This is a genomic window from Treponema denticola (genome assembly GCF_024400535.1).
Taxonomy (GTDB): domain Bacteria; phylum Spirochaetota; class Spirochaetia; order Treponematales; family Treponemataceae; genus Treponema_B; species Treponema_B denticola_C.
The window spans coordinates 405189-421433 of the sequence record NZ_CP038800.1 but is presented as its reverse complement, the minus strand read 5'-3'; the positions used below and the strand labels follow the sequence as shown (position 1 = coordinate 421433).

At 39.1% G+C, this 16245-nt stretch carries 14 protein-coding genes and 1 pseudogene; 2 read left to right on the top strand and 13 right to left on the bottom strand.

What is annotated here, in order from left to right; translation table 11 throughout:
• Positions 1 to 8 precede the first annotated feature (8 nt).
• Together E4N78_RS01970 and E4N78_RS01965 are read left to right on the top strand one after the other, a co-directional pair.
• Positions 9 to 188: pseudogene (locus E4N78_RS01970) on the top strand (Sir2 silent information regulator family NAD-dependent deacetylase); the annotation flags it as partial.
• A gap of 8 nt (positions 189 to 196) precedes the next feature.
• A complete protein-coding gene (locus E4N78_RS01965; RefSeq protein ID WP_255811426.1) occupies positions 197 to 616 on the top strand; it encodes an Rrf2 family transcriptional regulator in 420 nt (139 codons plus the stop codon).
• A gap of 75 nt (positions 617 to 691) precedes the next feature.
• Here E4N78_RS01965 and E4N78_RS01960 read toward each other — a convergent pair whose 3' ends face one another.
• From E4N78_RS01960 to E4N78_RS01900, 13 genes are all read right to left on the bottom strand, one after another.
• Entirely contained in the window at positions 692 to 5359 is a 4668-nt protein-coding gene (locus tag E4N78_RS01960; protein WP_255811425.1) for an Ig-like domain-containing protein, read from the bottom strand.
• A 164-nt stretch (positions 5360 to 5523) separates the two neighbouring features.
• Complete coding sequence (gene fliP, locus E4N78_RS01955) at positions 5524 to 6342, bottom strand: flagellar type III secretion system pore protein FliP (RefSeq protein WP_255811424.1); 819 nt, start codon at positions 6340 to 6342, stop codon at positions 5524 to 5526.
• Complete coding sequence (fliO, locus tag E4N78_RS01950; RefSeq protein WP_255811423.1) at positions 6339 to 6995, bottom strand: flagellar biosynthetic protein FliO; 657 nt, start codon at positions 6993 to 6995, stop codon at positions 6339 to 6341. The genes fliP and fliO overlap by 4 nt, the downstream gene beginning before the upstream one ends.
• A gap of 17 nt (positions 6996 to 7012) precedes the next feature.
• Entirely contained in the window at positions 7013 to 8212 is a 1200-nt protein-coding gene (gene fliN, locus E4N78_RS01945; protein ID WP_255811422.1) for a flagellar motor switch protein FliN, read from the bottom strand.
• Positions 8205 to 9239: a flagellar motor switch protein FliM gene (fliM, locus tag E4N78_RS01940; RefSeq protein WP_255811421.1), complete on the bottom strand. Its 1035-nt coding sequence runs from the start codon at positions 9237 to 9239 to the stop codon at positions 8205 to 8207. Before fliM ends, fliN begins: the two co-directional genes overlap by 8 nt.
• 14 nt (positions 9240 to 9253) lie before the next feature.
• Positions 9254 to 9799, bottom strand: a complete 546-nt coding sequence (locus E4N78_RS01935) for a flagellar basal body-associated FliL family protein (RefSeq protein WP_255811420.1) — start codon at positions 9797 to 9799, stop codon at positions 9254 to 9256.
• Positions 9800 to 9841: 42 nt separating this feature from the next.
• Positions 9842 to 10561 (bottom strand): flagellar motor protein MotB, encoded by a 720-nt coding sequence (gene motB, locus E4N78_RS01930; protein WP_255811419.1) that lies wholly within the window; start codon positions 10559 to 10561, stop codon positions 9842 to 9844.
• A 1-nt stretch (position 10562) separates the two neighbouring features.
• Positions 10563 to 11342, bottom strand: a complete 780-nt coding sequence (locus E4N78_RS01925) for a motility protein A (protein ID WP_255811418.1) — start codon at positions 11340 to 11342, stop codon at positions 10563 to 10565.
• Between the two features lie 21 nt (positions 11343 to 11363).
• On the bottom strand, positions 11364 to 11561 hold the full coding sequence (locus E4N78_RS01920) for a flagellar FlbD family protein (protein WP_253682773.1): 198 nt from the start codon (positions 11559 to 11561) through the stop codon (positions 11364 to 11366).
• Positions 11562 to 11586: 25 nt separating this feature from the next.
• On the bottom strand, positions 11587 to 12978 hold the full coding sequence (flgE, locus tag E4N78_RS01915; RefSeq protein WP_255811417.1) for a flagellar hook protein FlgE: 1392 nt from the start codon (positions 12976 to 12978) through the stop codon (positions 11587 to 11589).
• A gap of 12 nt (positions 12979 to 12990) precedes the next feature.
• Positions 12991 to 13500, bottom strand: coding sequence for a flagellar hook assembly protein FlgD (gene flgD / locus E4N78_RS01910; protein ID WP_255803453.1), 510 nt, complete (start codon positions 13498 to 13500; stop codon positions 12991 to 12993).
• Between the two features lie 11 nt (positions 13501 to 13511).
• Positions 13512 to 14882, bottom strand: coding sequence for a flagellar hook-length control protein FliK (locus E4N78_RS01905; RefSeq protein ID WP_255811416.1), 1371 nt, complete (start codon positions 14880 to 14882; stop codon positions 13512 to 13514).
• A 255-nt stretch (positions 14883 to 15137) separates the two neighbouring features.
• Complete coding sequence (locus E4N78_RS01900) at positions 15138 to 16208, bottom strand: DUF2871 domain-containing protein (RefSeq protein ID WP_255811415.1); 1071 nt, start codon at positions 16206 to 16208, stop codon at positions 15138 to 15140.
• Positions 16209 to 16245: the final 37 nt, after the last annotated feature.

The following is a 16245-nucleotide window of genomic DNA, read 5'->3' as shown; positions in this document are numbered from 1 at the left end:
AGAAGGAAAACTTCGGCGGAAACACACCCGGAATTATAAAGTATCCGTTTTGGCAGATGACTGAAAAAAATCCGAATGCAGGTTATGCCTGCATCAATTTTGGAGAAGCCGCCGTGCCGCTTAAAATAGAAAAGAGATCTATCTGTATCAATGATGATATTGGCGAAGTCTTGAAGAAAATGGTATAATTGGAAATATGAAAATAAGTGTTCGTTTTACGGCAGCGGTCCATACTCTTTTGTGTATCCGGTATTTTGAAAAAGATATGCGCGTTACTTCGGATTTTATTTCTGCAAGTACGGGTGTAAATGCCGTTATCATAAGAAAAATTTTGCTTCAGTTACAAAAAGCGGGACTTGTAGAAACTGCCGCAGGTATTGGCGGATCGCACTTGGCTCAAGCTGCAGATAAAATAACGCTTCTCGATGTTTACAATGCAATCAATGAGGGCGAGGAAGAAAGGGATATTTTTAATTTTCATCCTAAGCCCAATCCTAAATGTCCTGTGGGAAGCAAAATTCATCTTGTGCTTGATGATAAGTTAGATGATGCCCAAAAAGCAATGAAGGATTCGCTTAGCAAAACAACTATTGCCGATTTAAGCAAAGATGTTTAACAATAAAAAACCTCGAAAAACTTCCGCTTTTCGAGGTTTTATTTGATTTTACTTTATCAGCGTTTAATGTTTATACTAAAATATATCAACTCTTATACCGGCCGAGATGTGGGGGGTAATCGACTTGATTACAGATAAATTGCTTGAGTCCACATCCGTAGGTATAAACCATAACTGTCCTTCAGTAAAAAACGAAAGTGAACTAAAGTACTTTTGCTTATAGAATTTTACACGTGGAAACTCAAGCTGCATAAGCAAGGCCGATAATACTTGAGGTCTTCCGCTCTGTGTGTCTGTAAAAAGAGAAAACTCAGCACCTAGAGCTACATCCATGTATAGCCATTTCCAATCGGGTCCAAAATAATAACCGAAGGGCATTTCAAATACATTTGCCAAAAGCTTTAATGAAACTATATGACCGCCATATCTGATTCTCTGGTTACCGTATATTACATTAAATTGACTTTGTAAAAACTGTCCATAATGAACTTGAAGTTTTACATTATCATCAAAGAAGCTCAAACCCATACCCACATTCCAAAGAGATGCACCCCAAAAAGCCGTTTCAAAATGTAAGCCTTGAATAAATTTTGGTAATTCATACCTTGCCTTATCACCTTTTCTCAAAAGAGCATGAACGCTTTCAAGCTCTATATCATCCGAGGATAACCCGCTGAATTCAATCGAATTATTATAGCGGCCTCCTGCACCGGGTGAGATAAGGGTTACATTGGGAATCGTCTTATCTATTTTAACTATTGTACGGCAGACTGCAATCTCCTTATTTTCCATAATAGCTCTTACTAATAGGAAGTGATTTCCTTGAGCCAAATCTTCAGTTTCAAGCCTATACTTCCAGTTAGCCTTAGAATTAATGGGAATAAATGTTTTTCCGTTATCAAAGCTTATTTCTATTTGCTTAAGTTTCTTTTCTTTAAAAGCCCTCTTATCCTCAGATGTTGCTTCTTTTGAGGAAACATGATTTTGTTCTTCCTCAGAAACGGTGTAACCTGCACGGCCTCTAAGGTAGGGTCTTTCAATCGCAAAGTCACCCATTGCAAAATTATCAATAGTAATCCAAGGACCTGATGTTTCATAATTTATAGTATGTATATTTGACGAGAGCACACCTCTTCCAGGCTGATTAGCTCTTAACTCAAGGTTATACTTTCCTTGAGAGATCTTTTCGGAATTCAACTTAAATGCTACATAACCTGTTTTCGATACGGGAGCTTTTTCAATTTCTTTTCCATCAATAAATAAAGAAGCTTCTTCAACTTTTTTGTCAAGGATTAATCTTCCATAAATATTAAACTCGCCCCTCACCGTCTCTCCGTTTAGAGGATATAATAGTTCAATTCTATTTTTATCTTTTTTGCGGTAAACATCGAAATTTATCGAAACATCATTAGTATTGTTAGCCTTATCAACCCCGCTTATCTCCAAGTTATATCTTCCTTCAGGTAAAGAGCTGATATCTATATCTTTTGCAAGAATAATGTCTTTTTCAAGCTTTATTTCTGCAAGTTTTTTAGGCACTGCAGTTCCGTCAAGGCTCTTAATTTTAAGCGTAACACCCTCGAGTGAAATATTATCATAAACATGGCCTGACACAAAAAGATTTGCGTCCAGCTTTGAGCTTGCCAAAGGATATTCAAGCTTTAATACCGGAGGTGTATTATCTATATTTATCAATGTAGAAAACAAAGAAGTCTGATCATAATTATCGGTAGCCCTAACAAATACAACATGAGAACCGTCATTTATAACATTGGTATTTACGCTGTAGTTCCAATTTTCTTTTCCTGTTGCAAAATTAAAAGTCGAACCGTTATCCAAAGATACCTCTATTTGCTTTATTCCGTTTTTATCAAGAGCTGTTCCGGAAATTACAGCTACATCTTTTACTGTATCCGAAATAACAGGACTACTGACACTAACAGCAGGGTTTTCAAGTGATACCCTTATTTTTCGTGTAACAGGCTCGCTTGTAACACCGTATATATCTTCTCCGTAAAGCGTAATCGTATGCTCATTATCGGTTAGGTCTTTTAACAAAATAGGAATCGAGAAGCTGTTCTTTATATCCATAGATTTATAAGCCCCGTTATCTATTTTGTAGTAAATTTTTGCAGGTGCATCATCATCATATACCATACCCGAAATTTCAAAGTCGTTTAGAATTATTTCATTTTCAGCAGGTAAATGAAGATCAACCCTAGGTGCATCAACCGAATTATCTATTTCAAAATTATAATTGCTAAATGTTTTGGAGTTTCCGGCTAAGTCCGTAAACCTAAACTGCATATCCTTACTTAAAGGTTCTTTTGCCGAACCTATAACGATATGAGGTAGGGTACTGTATTCAAAACTTTGCCATTCAGCACCTCTTCCGGCACCCTTGTATTCGGCCTTTACTCCGGGGAATCTGTCGCTTACCTTAAATGCAGAATAGATTGAACCGTTAACCTTATCTCCATTTGCAGGCAATACCATTACCGTTTCGGGGGCTTCACTATCTTTATAAAAAACCCTGTAAGCCAAGCTTTCCCTTCCTGCCATATCTATGGCTTTTACCGTAAGTAAAATAGGTCCATCAGGCTCATTGCTGATATTTATGATCTCATTAAATGAAGCAGCGAGTTTAACGGGTGCAGAATTACCGTCAAGGATGTATTCTACAGATTTAATTCCCGCACCGTCAGAAACCTTTCCTTTTAAAATTATAGAATTTCTTACAAAAGAAGGAGATTCAGCAGCGTCAAGACTAATTGAAGGTGAAGAAATATCCGAAAGAATATCTATTAAAGGCGAATTATAGGCATTTCCTTCGCTATCGGTAATTTTAAGCCCGGCACCCTTATAGGCTCCATCAACTTTTGCCCTTAATCTAATTAAACTTCCTTCAAATTCGGCTTCAAAGTTCTTATTGCCTATAATTTCTACCGATGCTATCTCTGTCCCATCCTTAGGCTGATAAACAGCAGATAAGGGTTTTTCACCCGTTAAAAGAATTTGATTGCTTTCAGTTATGTTACCGCTTGCCCAAACAAAACCTTCTTCACCGCCTCCGCCTGAAAGGTTTACAACTCTTACAACCAAGGTTTGTTTTGTAGTCCTTTCATACATATCCGTAGCCGTAACTGAGATTGTATAAAGCCCAGGCTCCGATTTTGCATGTACATTCGGCTTAATCACATATTCAGTCTGGCCTGCCTTCAAGGGGATTTCAGTTTCTTCAGCTCCGTTAAAGCCTGCTGAAAGAGATTTTAAACCTGCAGAAGCTCTTACAAAAACCGATGTTGAGCCTCTGGATTGTGCATTGTACATGGGTATAACGGTATCATTATTATCAAATAAGATTGAAGGAGCAGCTCCATCAGCCGTAAATTTTATAGTAATAGAGTCTCCTGCAATTCCTTTTTTATTTATTGCATATATTGTTAAACTGTGAGAACCTGCACTTATACCGCTTTCAAGCACTCCGAATCCTGCATCTGAGGGAGAGATCGATTTTTCTTCCCCTTTGTCTATTCTATATCTTATTTCAGAAGCCCCATATAAGTCATGTACTACGCCTGCAATGAACAAATCTCCGCTAATCCTATTATCAATTACGGGATTAAGCATTTCAAGCACAGGCTTGCCCTTAGACTGATCTATCGTAACGGTTTTTTTAGCGCGGACAATATTTCCTGCAATGTCTTTTGCCGTAATTTCAATTACTGCGGATTTTGCTCCGGTCTTGCTTACATCAAATTCCTTAATCCAATAATTATTTCCGGGGACAAGTTCAAATTCTCCTTTTTCATTATTACACTGCCATGAAAGAGAGGATAGCCCTGCAGAATCTATTACCTTTCCTGCAAATGAAAAAACGGGAGGCAATGCATCTGTGGAATCGGGATATATAAACTCAACTATAGGAGCCGTATTGTCTACAAAGAAGAAAAATGTATAAATTCCCACAGAACCCTGTTTATCTACGGCCTTAAACCAGATTACCTTAGGTCCATCCGGTATATCGTATGTGTCTAATTTTAAATAAAAATCAGATTGCTTTGTTTTCTTATTGTAGTAAAGCTTAACTTCTTCAAAATGCTCACCGTCATCTAAGGAGTATAAAAGCCTTTCTATCCCGTTTCCATCTTGGACTTTTCCCTCGATAGTTATTTTTCCTGAAACGAGCTCACCTACAGCTTTATTGGAAATTTCTGTTTGCGGAAGAAGCCGGTTTAAATAGAAGACGCTTTTTGCAGGTTTTCCTTTTACACCGTTAACATCAACGCCCCATGCTTCTATGGTATGAGCACCTTCTTCAAAATTTTCCGTATTTATAAAATATGACCAGAATTCTTTTCCCTTTGCTCTGTAAATATTTTCTCCGCCGTCAATACTTAATTCGACATAATCTACGGCATCATCGTCTACACATGTTCCAACCACATTTAAATTACTTGAAACGATATCTTCACTTCTCGGATTACTTATCCTAACAACAGGAAGATCGGAATTAGGGTCAATATACATATTAAAAGGGCCTACATAACCTTCATTTCCTGCGATATCGGTAGCCGTTATTATAATATTGTACTTACCCGCTTTTTTTGATGAAATATCAATCGATTGCTGCCAACTCTCTTTTGAAGTCATCTCCAGTTCGTCTATATCTTTTGATCCGCCGGCATAGATGCTTCCGAATAAGCAAGTCATAATTACAAAAAATAGTACATTTTTTTTCATAAATAAGTCTCCTAAAAAATCTTATATAACAACCGCATCATTATCGGTAAATATAACTAAAATCTTTAATATATCTATAAACACGTATAAAAATTAGATGGGTAATTAATTATTATATAATATACATACAAAATGTATAAAATATCAAGACATTTTCTCAAAATTTATAAAAAGGATTCAAATAATTTACCGAAAAGAAGTCCCCAGCCGTCCACCATAACAAAAAGGATTAATTTAAACGGCATGGAAATTTGAATAGGAGGCAGCATTATCATACCCATCGACATAAGTATACTAGCTACAATCATATCTATTATGATAAAGGGCAGGTATAAAAATATACCTATCTGAAAAGCTATCGTAAGTTCATGCAGAATAAAAGCTGCAATAAGAACATAGGTCGGAACATCTGCAAGGGTACTAGGTTTCGGCAGTTTTGCCATAGACATAAAAGTTCGGATATGTTCAGGATTTTTTTGCATCTGCTTATACATAAAGAGCCTAATCGGCTTTTCAGCCTCTCGATAAGCTTCTTCTATACCTATTTTACCTTCGCTCATAGGTTTATAAGCATTATTATATATTTGTGTAAAGGTAGGCCACATTATAAAAAGGGTCAAGAAAAAGGCCAGTCCGTTTAAAACTTGAGTTGGAGGAACCTGCTGAAGAGATAGAGCTCTTTTTACAAAGTCTAAGACGATACTTAAACGCAAAAAACTCGTCATCAACAATAGAATACTAGGAGCTAGAGAAATAAGGGTTATAAACAGCAATAATTGGACAGAAAAAGCGACCTCCTGACTTGTCGAAGGCTCTCTTATCGAAAAATCTATAAAAGGAATGCGTCCTGCCTGCCTATTAGGATCGGCATTTGTTCTTCCGGCTGTAGTTCCTTCAGGAAAATTATTTGCCTGCGAGAAAACCGCCAAGGGTGTAAAAAGAATCATCCCAAAAAATACAAAAATCAAGACCTTTCTTTTCATTCCTCTTCCTCCGTTGACGGAGTCCGGCCGGCATTGCTTAATCTTTCTCTTTGTGCAGCAAAAAAATCCGTATCAATTGTTTGAGGCTTATTAATCTTTGAATTTTTAAAAACCGAAGCAAGCATTGAAGCGAAATCTTGTTTAGGAGAAGAATTTCGGCGTTCTGCTTCAAAATTCATCGTATCAATTAATGTTTTATCTTCAACTTCTCCTATCTTATTTATAGAAGAATCACTGACCCCGACGATATATGCTTTTTCGCCAAGAGTTATTACATGCACGCTTTTACCTTGTGCAAGATTGATTGATGCTACAGTTTTAAGATACGGATCGTTTGCAGGAAAAACATTGGAAGATTTTTTTAAAAATTTTAACACAACATAGGCTAAAATACATACCACAAATAAAGAAATCAAAATTCTCAAAAGGCTTGATACTTGAGATTGAGTTCTTTCTGCAGTACTTAAATCAAATCCTGAATTAGGTTGAAATGCACCATCTTGAGGATTTGCCGTATTTTGATCCCTTGTTGCATCCAATAAAATCCTTGACTCATCGGGTATATCAGTCTTAGATTCGCCCTCATTGTCTGCAAACAAAAAAAATACAAAAAGAAAGAAAAAATTAAAAAAAATCTTTTTTCCCCACCTCATCAATGTCCCCGTCAATCTTACATGTCTGTTATCCGCTCAGCCGGAGATAGAATTTCAGTTATACGCACACCGAAACTTTCTTCTATAACTACAACTTCGCCCTTAGCTATCGGTTTATGGTTTACAAGAACATCTACAGGTTCACCGGCAAGTTTATCAAGCTCAATAATATGGCCTTCTCCCATTCCGAGGATTTCTTTAATCATACGTTTTGTTCGGCCTAATTCTACGGTCATTTCCATGTAAACATCCATGATAAGACCGATATTACCCTGCTCCTCTTGACTTACAAAACCTTGAAGAGGCGGAAATTGAACGGGCTGAACATTAGCACCCATTCCCATTTGAGGCATCATACCCATATTGCCCATAGCTTGCATATTCCCTCCTTGCTGAGGCGATCCTTGGGGCATACCGGAACCGAACATTTGCTGTGCAGAGCCGCCCATATTCTGAATAGTGCCCATTTGCATTCCACCCATCATTCCGTTTTGCATTGCTCCCGCATTTTGCATACCTGTCATATTCTGCATTCCTGCATCCATACCCATCCCTTGAGCTGCAGGATCAGGTCCTGCAATTGCAGATGCAATCTTATCCACAACATCTTCAGGAAGAATTTCCCATAACTGGTATACAGAATTATCTATTTTTATATTATATGTTATGCTTACAAAGTTACGCTGGGGTAATCTCATCATAGCCTTTGGAACATGTGAAGATTCTGAAGGTAATGAAGTAACACCGGCAAGACCTGAACGTTCAAGATAACTCAGCTCAGTACCTACATATTGGGCAACTGTCTCACTTATAACGGAAAGAGCCATATCATCTATTTCTACATTGTCTTCATGATTGACCAAACTGACTATTTTTTTTGCAAGTTCAGGGCTCATCATAAAGGCATGGTCGCCAACCATAGAACCGGAAAAGTCTACAATAGTAGCGACAACCATTTCAGAAACTTTTTTTAAGAAAGTTTCTCTATCCGAAAATTCTATTATCGGCTCAGAAATTTCAACCGTTTTTCCGGTCATTGACTCCAAATTCGAAGACAGCCCCGGAATATTTTCTTTTACAAATTGAAGTAAGGCATTCTTTTTAAAACTTGTCAAATCATCGCCCATACCTGCCGCAGGAGCAGGAGCAATTCCTCCTCCGCCGACTCCGGATAACAAAGCATCTATTTCGTCTTGAGAAATTGAACCATCACTCATACAACTCATCTCCTTCCGATGTTAATTCTTCGAATTCATCACCGCTAATATCTTCTATTTTTTCCAAAATCTGAACTGCCAATTTTTTACCCTTTACACCGGGCTGACAGAAAAACTTAGGTCTATTCCCTACAGTCAGCTTAAAGGGGTCTCCTACTCTGACATTGGGTAAGCGCACAACATCTCCGGCCCTTAAATTAAGAACATCTTTGATTGAAACATCCAATGAGCCTACCTCGGCAACCATATCCACTTCAACCGAAGAAAGTTTATCCTTAATTGCAGCCGCATACTGTCCCGTAGAAGCCCTTCTAACCGAAGAAAACCAAAACTGTGTCGATAACTTTGAGATAATCGGTTCAAGGGTAATGTAGGGAAGACAGATATTCATCATACCTTCTTCTTCTCCAACCTTGGTTTCCAAAGTTACCAAAAGCACCATTTCAGAGGGGGTTACAATCTGAACAAACTGAGGGTTGGTATCTATATTTCCCAAACGGGGACGTAAATCGACTACAGTTGTCCAAGCTTCCCTCATATTTGCGAGAATACGTACTATAACGCCTTCCATAACCGCACTTTCTATTTCGGTCAAGTCCCTCTGAACCTTTGCCCCTTGCCCCTTGCCGCCGAATAAGCGGTCTATAATTGAAAAGGTAACCGAGGGGTCTATCTCCAAAAGAGCGCTGGCCCTTAAAGGGTCCATGTTTATAATCGCCAAGGTAGTCGGCGTAGGTATTGATCTTATAAATTCTTCATACGTAAGCTGTTCTACAGTTGCTACGTGAACATGAGCCATGCTTCGCAGCTGAGCGGAAAGAGAAGTCGTTGTAAGACGGGCAAAGGTTTCATGCATCATCTGTACCGTCCTCATCTGCTCCTTAGAGAATTTATCGGGACGCTTAAAGTCGTAAATTTTTATTTTACGAGTGTCGTTAACGGCTCGAAAGTCCTCTGTATCCGTATCTCCTGAGCTTATTGCGGTGAGAAGCTGATCTATTTCATCCTGCGAAAGAACTTCTGTCATGGCTCTCCTATCCTTTATTGTTCAACAATATCGTATTGCGTGAAGCGAACATCCTTTATTTTATTTTTTGTAAGTACATTATCGTTTATTTCGTGTTTTATTTCAATCTTTATTTTTTCTTCCTGTCTTAATTCCGCAGTAGTTTTGCTCTTAAAATAGGAGCGTAGAAAGTCTATTATTTCTATTTTTCTTGCAGACAGCTCCTGAGGAGTAGTTTTATCATTATTTGTATAGCCTAATGCAACGTCAACTATCACGGTTGCGGGAATCCTGTCTGCAGTATGTACTTTTAGGATACCGATTGCCTGATACCATTGCAGAACATCCCTTGTTTCCCTGTACTCTTCGGAAACCGGTGAAATAGAATGAGAAGAACCTTTTTTATCTCTTATATTCATAGTAATAACTACAACGGTAACAATGAATATTAAAGCGACCAATACAATTGCTACCCATTTTATTAACATCGGTATAAGACCGGCCCCTCTTTTTTTGGTATCTACTGATGAAGTCATGTTTTCCTGAATATCATCGTCATCCATTAAGTCATTATCAGCCATAATTTTCTCCTTACTATTATAATCGGCACATTTTTATTTTTACTAAAAGTGTGCATCATCAAGAATAATTATATCGACCCGCCTATTGTAGGCTCTTCCTTCTGCCGTATCATTTGAAAAGATAGGGCGGGTGTCTGCGTAGCCTGCTACGGAAAATCTGGATTCTTGAGCTCCGAAGTCCGTAAGGCTGTGCAAAATATTTATTGCCCTTGCAGATGAAAGCTCCCAATTACTTTTCCATACATCCGGATCCGTCACACCGGAATCGGTATGCCCTTCAACCCTAAATCTATGAGAAGCCAAATCTTGTGAAGATAAAAACTGAGCAAGGTTTAAAAGCGTATCTCTGGATTCGGCAATATTAAGCTCCGCACTTCCGGGATAAAAGAAAACGTCCGATGCCAAGCTTATTACTATCCCCCTCTCATCGCTTGTAACTGCGATTTTGTTTGTTTTGATTTCGGGAGCAAAAAGTGAAACAGCTTTTTTTAAGGCACTTGCAAGCATCTTCCCTTTTTCCATTGAGGGCATGGAGCTTATTGTGTTTCCGAGGTCTGAAAGCCTGCCTGCAGAAACAGAAAGGCCGCCTCCTGTCGGGTCACCGCTTATTGATGCGGAAAGAGCCATGAGCTGAGTTACATCGACCTCAGACGGCTCAAAAAGCATTACGAAAAAGCAAAGCATGAGTGTAACCATATCTGCATAAGTGGTAAGCCATCCGCTTCCCGCGGAGCTTGCACCGTGTTTCTTTTTCCTTGCCATTTTAATCCTTTAATACTTCCGCCTCAATAGATTTTCGATCGGAAGGCGTCAAATATGTAACAAGCCTTTGAGCCAAGATTCGAGGGTTATCTCCGGCTTGAATTCCAAGTACGCCTTCTATAATCATTTCTTTGGATTTAACTTCCATATTGTTTTGATACATAAGCTTTGTTGCTATAGGAACTAAAAGCCAGTTCTGCATAAGAGAACCGTAAAAGGTTGTAACAAGAGCCGTAGCCATGTTAGGACCAAGAGCACTTTTATCATCCAAGTTTAACAACATACCGATAAGACCTATAACCGTTCCCAACATACCAAAACCGGGGGCGAGGGTTGCCCAAGCGTTTACTAAGGATATCCATGTGTTATGGCGCTCTTCCATTTGATTAAGCTCATTTTCCATAAGGGAGCGGATAGCCTCTCCGTCAATACCGTCAACTACGTTCCTTAAACCGGAGCGCATAAAGGGATCTTCAAAGTCTTCAATTTCTTCTTCCAAGGCAAGAAGACCTGCACGGCGGCTTTTTTCGGATAATGCAACAAAACGTTGAACCAGAGCTTTTTCACCGTAATCGGTTACCTTAAAAACTCTCGCAACAACCTTGAAGATTCCTATCGTATAGGATAAAGGATAGGTTAAAAAAAGACACATGTAGGAGCCGCCAATTGTAATGAACATTGAAGCCGGGTGAATAAGTCCTCCGGCCGAACCTCCGAGGATGGCACCGAATGCAACAACCGCTATACCTCCGAATATTCCTATAAACGACGCTATATCCATATCTACCCCTTTTTGCTTCTACTACAACTCATTTTTAAATACGCCGATTTTACGGCGGTAAGCGACTATGGACTCCAAAATTTCTTCAGGCCTTTCCTTAATTACATAATATTTTCCTGAAAGCATCTGCAAAGTAACATCCGGATTACACTCTATCGTTTCAATTTGATGAGGATTAATCCAATACTTTGTTCCGTTTAGCCGCGTTACCTGTATCATAAATAATACCCTATATTATACCATACTATCGTTTCAAGTTCAAGACTGTTTCAAGCATTGTATCTGAAGTTTGTATTGTTTTAGCTCCTGCCTGAAAGCCTTTTTGAGTTACGATCATGTCTACAAATTGGTCGGTTAAATCTACATTACTCATTTCGAGAGTACCGCCTATCAAAGAGCCCTTTCCGACTGTGCCCGATGTAGAAACATTTGCAATACCGGAGTTATTTGACTGAACATAGGTATTTTGTCCGGCTTTTTCAAGACCGCCCTGATTGGCAAAACCGGCCATAGCTATTTGACCCAGTTCCTGCCTTACCCCGTTTGAATAGACACCTGTGATAACACCGCTTTGGTCGATTCTAAAGTTTTCAAGATAGCCCATGCCGTATCCGTCCTGTTGATAAGCCTTTGTAGTACTCTTATCGGAAAACTGTGTAATGGTATTTTTTGATGTACCTATTTCTCCTAAATTTACATCCAAGGTTTGTCTGGTCGGAGCTCCGCCTTCTCCGGGGTTTGCTCCTAAAACATTAAAAGAAACTTGAACGGAAACCTTACCTGCGGGAGCGCTTACATTTCCTGCCGTGTCTGTAACCGAAGCAAGATGACCGTTATTGTCAAAGCGGACTATAAAGCTGTTTTCAACACCATCGGTTGTTCCGATTCCCGATCTGGTTGCCGCAGCTTCAGCATTTGTAGGATCGACATTTACCGTAGCCCTCCAAGCATTAACTTCTCCGGGTACTCTGGCAAAATCGATCTGAAGTTCATGGGCTTCTCCGAAGCTATCATAAACCTTAAATTCGGTAGACCAAGTAGATTCCAAAATCTGGGCTCTATTTGCATTTTCGGGTAACTCCGGTAATCTTTTATCAAGGTTACAAGCATAGTCTACACTCGTTGTTGCCTTTGCATCTATTTTTTGACCGATCGGAATAGTTAAGTCTTCAGTTTGACCTGAGGTATTGATAAGTCTAAGACCGTCAGCTTCTTCAGCCATCCAGCCTTGCACTCTCATTCCGTTTGCGGGATTTACCAAGGTTCCGTCTCTATCAAGACCGAAGGCACCGGCCCTTGTGTAAAAGGTTTTTTCTCCGTCTTTAAGAATAAAAAAGCCGTTTCCCTGTATTGCAAGATCGGTATTGACGCCTGTTGTCTGCAAGGCTCCCTGTGTAAAGATTGTATCAATGCTTGCAACCATCATTCCCAAGCCGACTTCTTTAGGGTTTACACCGCCAAGCTCCTCGGTAGGACGGGATGCCCCGCTTAGCTGCTGTGAAATTAAGTCTTGAAAGTTTACTCTTCCCCTCTTAAAACCTGTTGTATTTACATTGGCTACGTTATTTCCGATAACATCCATTCTTGTTTGGTGGTTTTGCATTCCGGTTACGCCCGAAAATAATGATCTCATCATAATTATTGCCTCCTAATTGTTTTCTGCATAAACTGTTTTAACGGCTGACCAGTTATACCAGTTTCCGTTTACCATAACTTCCGGATTTATACCGCGTGTTGCCGCTGAAATATAACCGGAAACCTGTGAAGACCCTAGGTCTAAGTCAACTTTTTTGCCGACGGCATTTACTGCCGATGAGCCTGTCATAAGCTCATTTAAGGCTGCAAAGTTTTTGTTCATATTGGTCATCTGCTCAAGGGATGAAAATTGAGCCATTTGCCCTATAAATTGAGTGTCTTCCATCGGAGATGTAGGATCTTGATGGGTTAGCTGGGCAATTAAAAGCTGAAGAAAATCGTCTTTTCCAAGCTGCTGTTTCGGAACCCTTGTTTCTGCAAAATTCTGCTTATTTAAGGTGTCAACCTGCATACCTAAAAGAGCTTTTTCTTCAGGACTCATCTCGGATTTAAAACCCTTCATCATTTCCGCCTGTTCAAGAGCGGTATTTATCATACTGTTATTAACATTGTTTACCTGCATAAACTACCTCTTTAAGCCAAAAGATCTACAGTCGAACCGTAGATGTAACTGTAGGTACTCAGATTATCGGCCGTTTTTTCAAGCTGCCTTAAATCTTGTTCTTGATTTTTATAGGCAAATCCTGCAAAAGATTCAAAATTTTCGGCAAAACCCTCTTGACCCGAAAAGCCCGACCAATTTAAATTAAATTCGGCAAATTCAAATCCGTTTTGTTTAAATTCTTTAGCCAAATTATCCAAATTTTTTTCAAAGGCATCGTAAGCTTCTTTCGAGGCAACAGTTACTGTTCCGGTAACCCTTTTTCCCTCGCTCAACTCTAAATTGATTTTTACGGCTCCCAGATTTTCAGGTCTTAGATGGAGCCTTATTTCTCCTGCATTATTGTCGCGGAGAACTATTTTTCCGGCTTGTACAAAGTCTGCTGCAGCTTCCCGTATTTCTTGAGTCAACATAGCAGAAAAAGTTTGGTTTGTTTTTTGAGCTTCGCTTCCGTTTTGACTGTTTTGAAGATCTCCGCCCTGTGATGTATTTTGAGCTTTGCCGCTAAAATCGATTACCATATCGACGGAATTGTCCGTTTCAACCCGAGACTCGGAAGCTGTGGTATGAATGGCAGCATCCGATTGGGCAGAAGGCATTGAGCGTAAATCTTCTACGGAAATCTTCAGTTTAGACTTGGAAACCGGCTTTTTGTTTAAATTTTCCTGTGCTGCCTCGGTTTGCGAAGAAAGTTTTTTTGATAAGTCTTTTTTATCGGCCTTGGATAAAAGCCCCAACTTTCCGGCTTGTGCCGCATTTTCATCATCTGAAAAAAGCTTTTTCTTTTCCGTTTTCTCGAATTTTTTTAAAGCCTCATCGGAAAAAAGAGAAATAGTTTCATCTTCTTTTACATCTTGCGGCAAAAAATCTTTAATTTCATCATTAAAATCCTCATTGAGAATTTTAAGCTCCAGCTCAGGCATGTTTTTTTGTACCTTTTGGGTATCTAAATTTTCTGAGTGCAGCTTACGGGTTTCGTTTTTAGGCTTTTTCGTTAAGTCTTTGGCCTCTTTTAGATAAGCTTCTTTGGAATTAAGCAGATTTTCAGCATCTATTTTCTTAGACTTAGGGTCTTCAGATGATAGATCCTTATTCTGCCTTCCTGTTTCCTTTTGAAGCGATAAATCCCTAATTTTGTCTTCCCTAAAACGGGCATCTTTAAATTGGGCTTCATCAGTCTCCTTGCTTCCATCCTTGGCGGCGGCAATCATCTTTTTGATCATTGCCAGGAATGAATCTCCATTTCTTACAGGTTCCGCATCAGCTCTTTTCAAGTCCTCAGAAGCTTTCCTTTCCGGTTCTTGTACCGGCAAAGCCTGCATACGAACATCAAGTGCTTGCATATGAACCTCCTATACATTAATCCTATATGTTACTTCAATAAATTTTCGGCTTATTTTTAAGGCGGGTTTAGGAAAAAAGAGAGCTTAAAGCTAAAGAAAATATCTAGAAATAAACCGCAAGGGACGCAAAGCGTTGAGCTTACGCTCAACTCCGCAAAGATGAATATAGGATTATATTATTTAGTAAAGTATAAAAAATTCTTTGCGATCTTCGCGGCCTCTGCGGTTAAATTTAATAAAATGATAGAGAATCTTTTAATCTTCTCTTGTTTTAAGAATCATCAAAAATGTATATATAAGGCCGAGGGCTAAAAGAATGTGTCCTATTCCGGCTATACCTGAAAAGGCTGCATCTTGGGCCTTTGATGTATAATTATTTCCTAAAATTGTAATAATGCCTCTTAAAAGCATGAGAACCACAGTAATAAGAACTCCCGTATTCCAAAAATGGTTAGCCCTTCTGACACAGGCAAGTCTTTTTTCGCTAAGGGCAGGGACCTGCTTAAATGCAAGGTAGGAAACTAAGGAAAGCACAGTACCCAAAATCAAAACATGGGCATGCATCAGGCTTAGATATGAGGTACCGTCAAAGGCATTGAATTTTGTAAATTCCCTAAAAAAGACGCCTGCAGCCAAGCCTAAAACCAAGTACACAAAAGAATTTTCCAAGATACTTTTTAAGCTGAATTTAGGTATAAAATGCTTAAACCCTACATATACGATTCCCACATAAGCCACAGTCTTGGGCATCATAAGAGCCCCTACTAGAGGCACGGTTTTTGAAAACAAGACAACAGGCAGATAGAACAAAAAGCTTAAGGCTGTTAATAAAGCCATGTGCTCCAAACCCGGGGTTTTTCTAGCCTTGTAAAAGAAGTAAATCAAAACTGCTCCAAGGGCTGCAAAGGGAATGTTTCGGATAATGCTCCAAGTATAGCTTGCATCAGCCATACCCCACTCGTTTTGAGGCATAAGGGTAAGCAGCAATCTTATCAGTGCTAAACCGTATATAAGAATATCTTTTGACTTGCTGCTTGTATTTGTTTTTACCTTATAATAATGGTAGAACATAAGATAAAAAATAGTCATTGTAATGGAAGTTATTAAAACTCCGATTGAAAGGTAGAAAGCATTTGCCTCAAAACCGCCCTTGTGCCACATAGAAATTACACGCGGGAGGAGGTGAAAAGAATCCCCTGAACCTAAAAGAAGAGCCATAAGCCCGAACAGCTTTGCCGTTCTATCCTTTTGTAACAAAAGCTTTATGCTTAGGGCCATAACCAAAACCAAGTAACTCAAATCAAAAATAGATTCAACGATGTACATAAAAACTCCTTATAGAATCAAACATAATGACGTATTG

Bases quoted from the DNA above. Each gene is read 5' to 3' on its own strand.
- E4N78_RS01965 (WP_255811426.1), top strand. From the start codon at position 197: ATGAAAATAAGTGTTCGTTTTACGGCAGCGGTCCATACTCTTTTGTGT.
- E4N78_RS01960 (WP_255811425.1), bottom strand. From the start codon at position 5,359: ATGAAAAAAAATGTACTATTTTTTGTAATTATGACTTGCTTATTCGGA.
- fliP (WP_255811424.1), bottom strand. From the start codon at position 6,342: ATGAAAAGAAAGGTCTTGATTTTTGTATTTTTTGGGATGATTCTTTTT.
- fliO (WP_255811423.1), bottom strand. From the start codon at position 6,995: ATGAGGTGGGGAAAAAAGATTTTTTTTAATTTTTTCTTTCTTTTTGTA.
- fliN (WP_255811422.1), bottom strand. From the start codon at position 8,212: ATGAGTGATGGTTCAATTTCTCAAGACGAAATAGATGCTTTGTTATCC.
- fliM (WP_255811421.1), bottom strand. From the start codon at position 9,239: ATGACAGAAGTTCTTTCGCAGGATGAAATAGATCAGCTTCTCACCGCA.
- E4N78_RS01935 (WP_255811420.1), bottom strand. From the start codon at position 9,799: ATGGCTGATAATGACTTAATGGATGACGATGATATTCAGGAAAACATG.
- motB (WP_255811419.1), bottom strand. From the start codon at position 10,561: ATGGCAAGGAAAAAGAAACACGGTGCAAGCTCCGCGGGAAGCGGATGG.
- E4N78_RS01925 (WP_255811418.1), bottom strand. From the start codon at position 11,342: ATGGATATAGCGTCGTTTATAGGAATATTCGGAGGTATAGCGGTTGTT.
- E4N78_RS01920 (WP_253682773.1), bottom strand. From the start codon at position 11,561: ATGATACAGGTAACGCGGCTAAACGGAACAAAGTATTGGATTAATCCT.
- flgE (WP_255811417.1), bottom strand. From the start codon at position 12,978: ATGATGAGATCATTATTTTCGGGCGTAACCGGAATGCAAAACCACCAA.
- flgD (WP_255803453.1), bottom strand. From the start codon at position 13,500: ATGCAGGTAAACAATGTTAATAACAGTATGATAAATACCGCTCTTGAA.
- E4N78_RS01905 (WP_255811416.1), bottom strand. From the start codon at position 14,882: ATGCAAGCACTTGATGTTCGTATGCAGGCTTTGCCGGTACAAGAACCG.
- E4N78_RS01900 (WP_255811415.1), bottom strand. From the start codon at position 16,208: ATGTACATCGTTGAATCTATTTTTGATTTGAGTTACTTGGTTTTGGTT.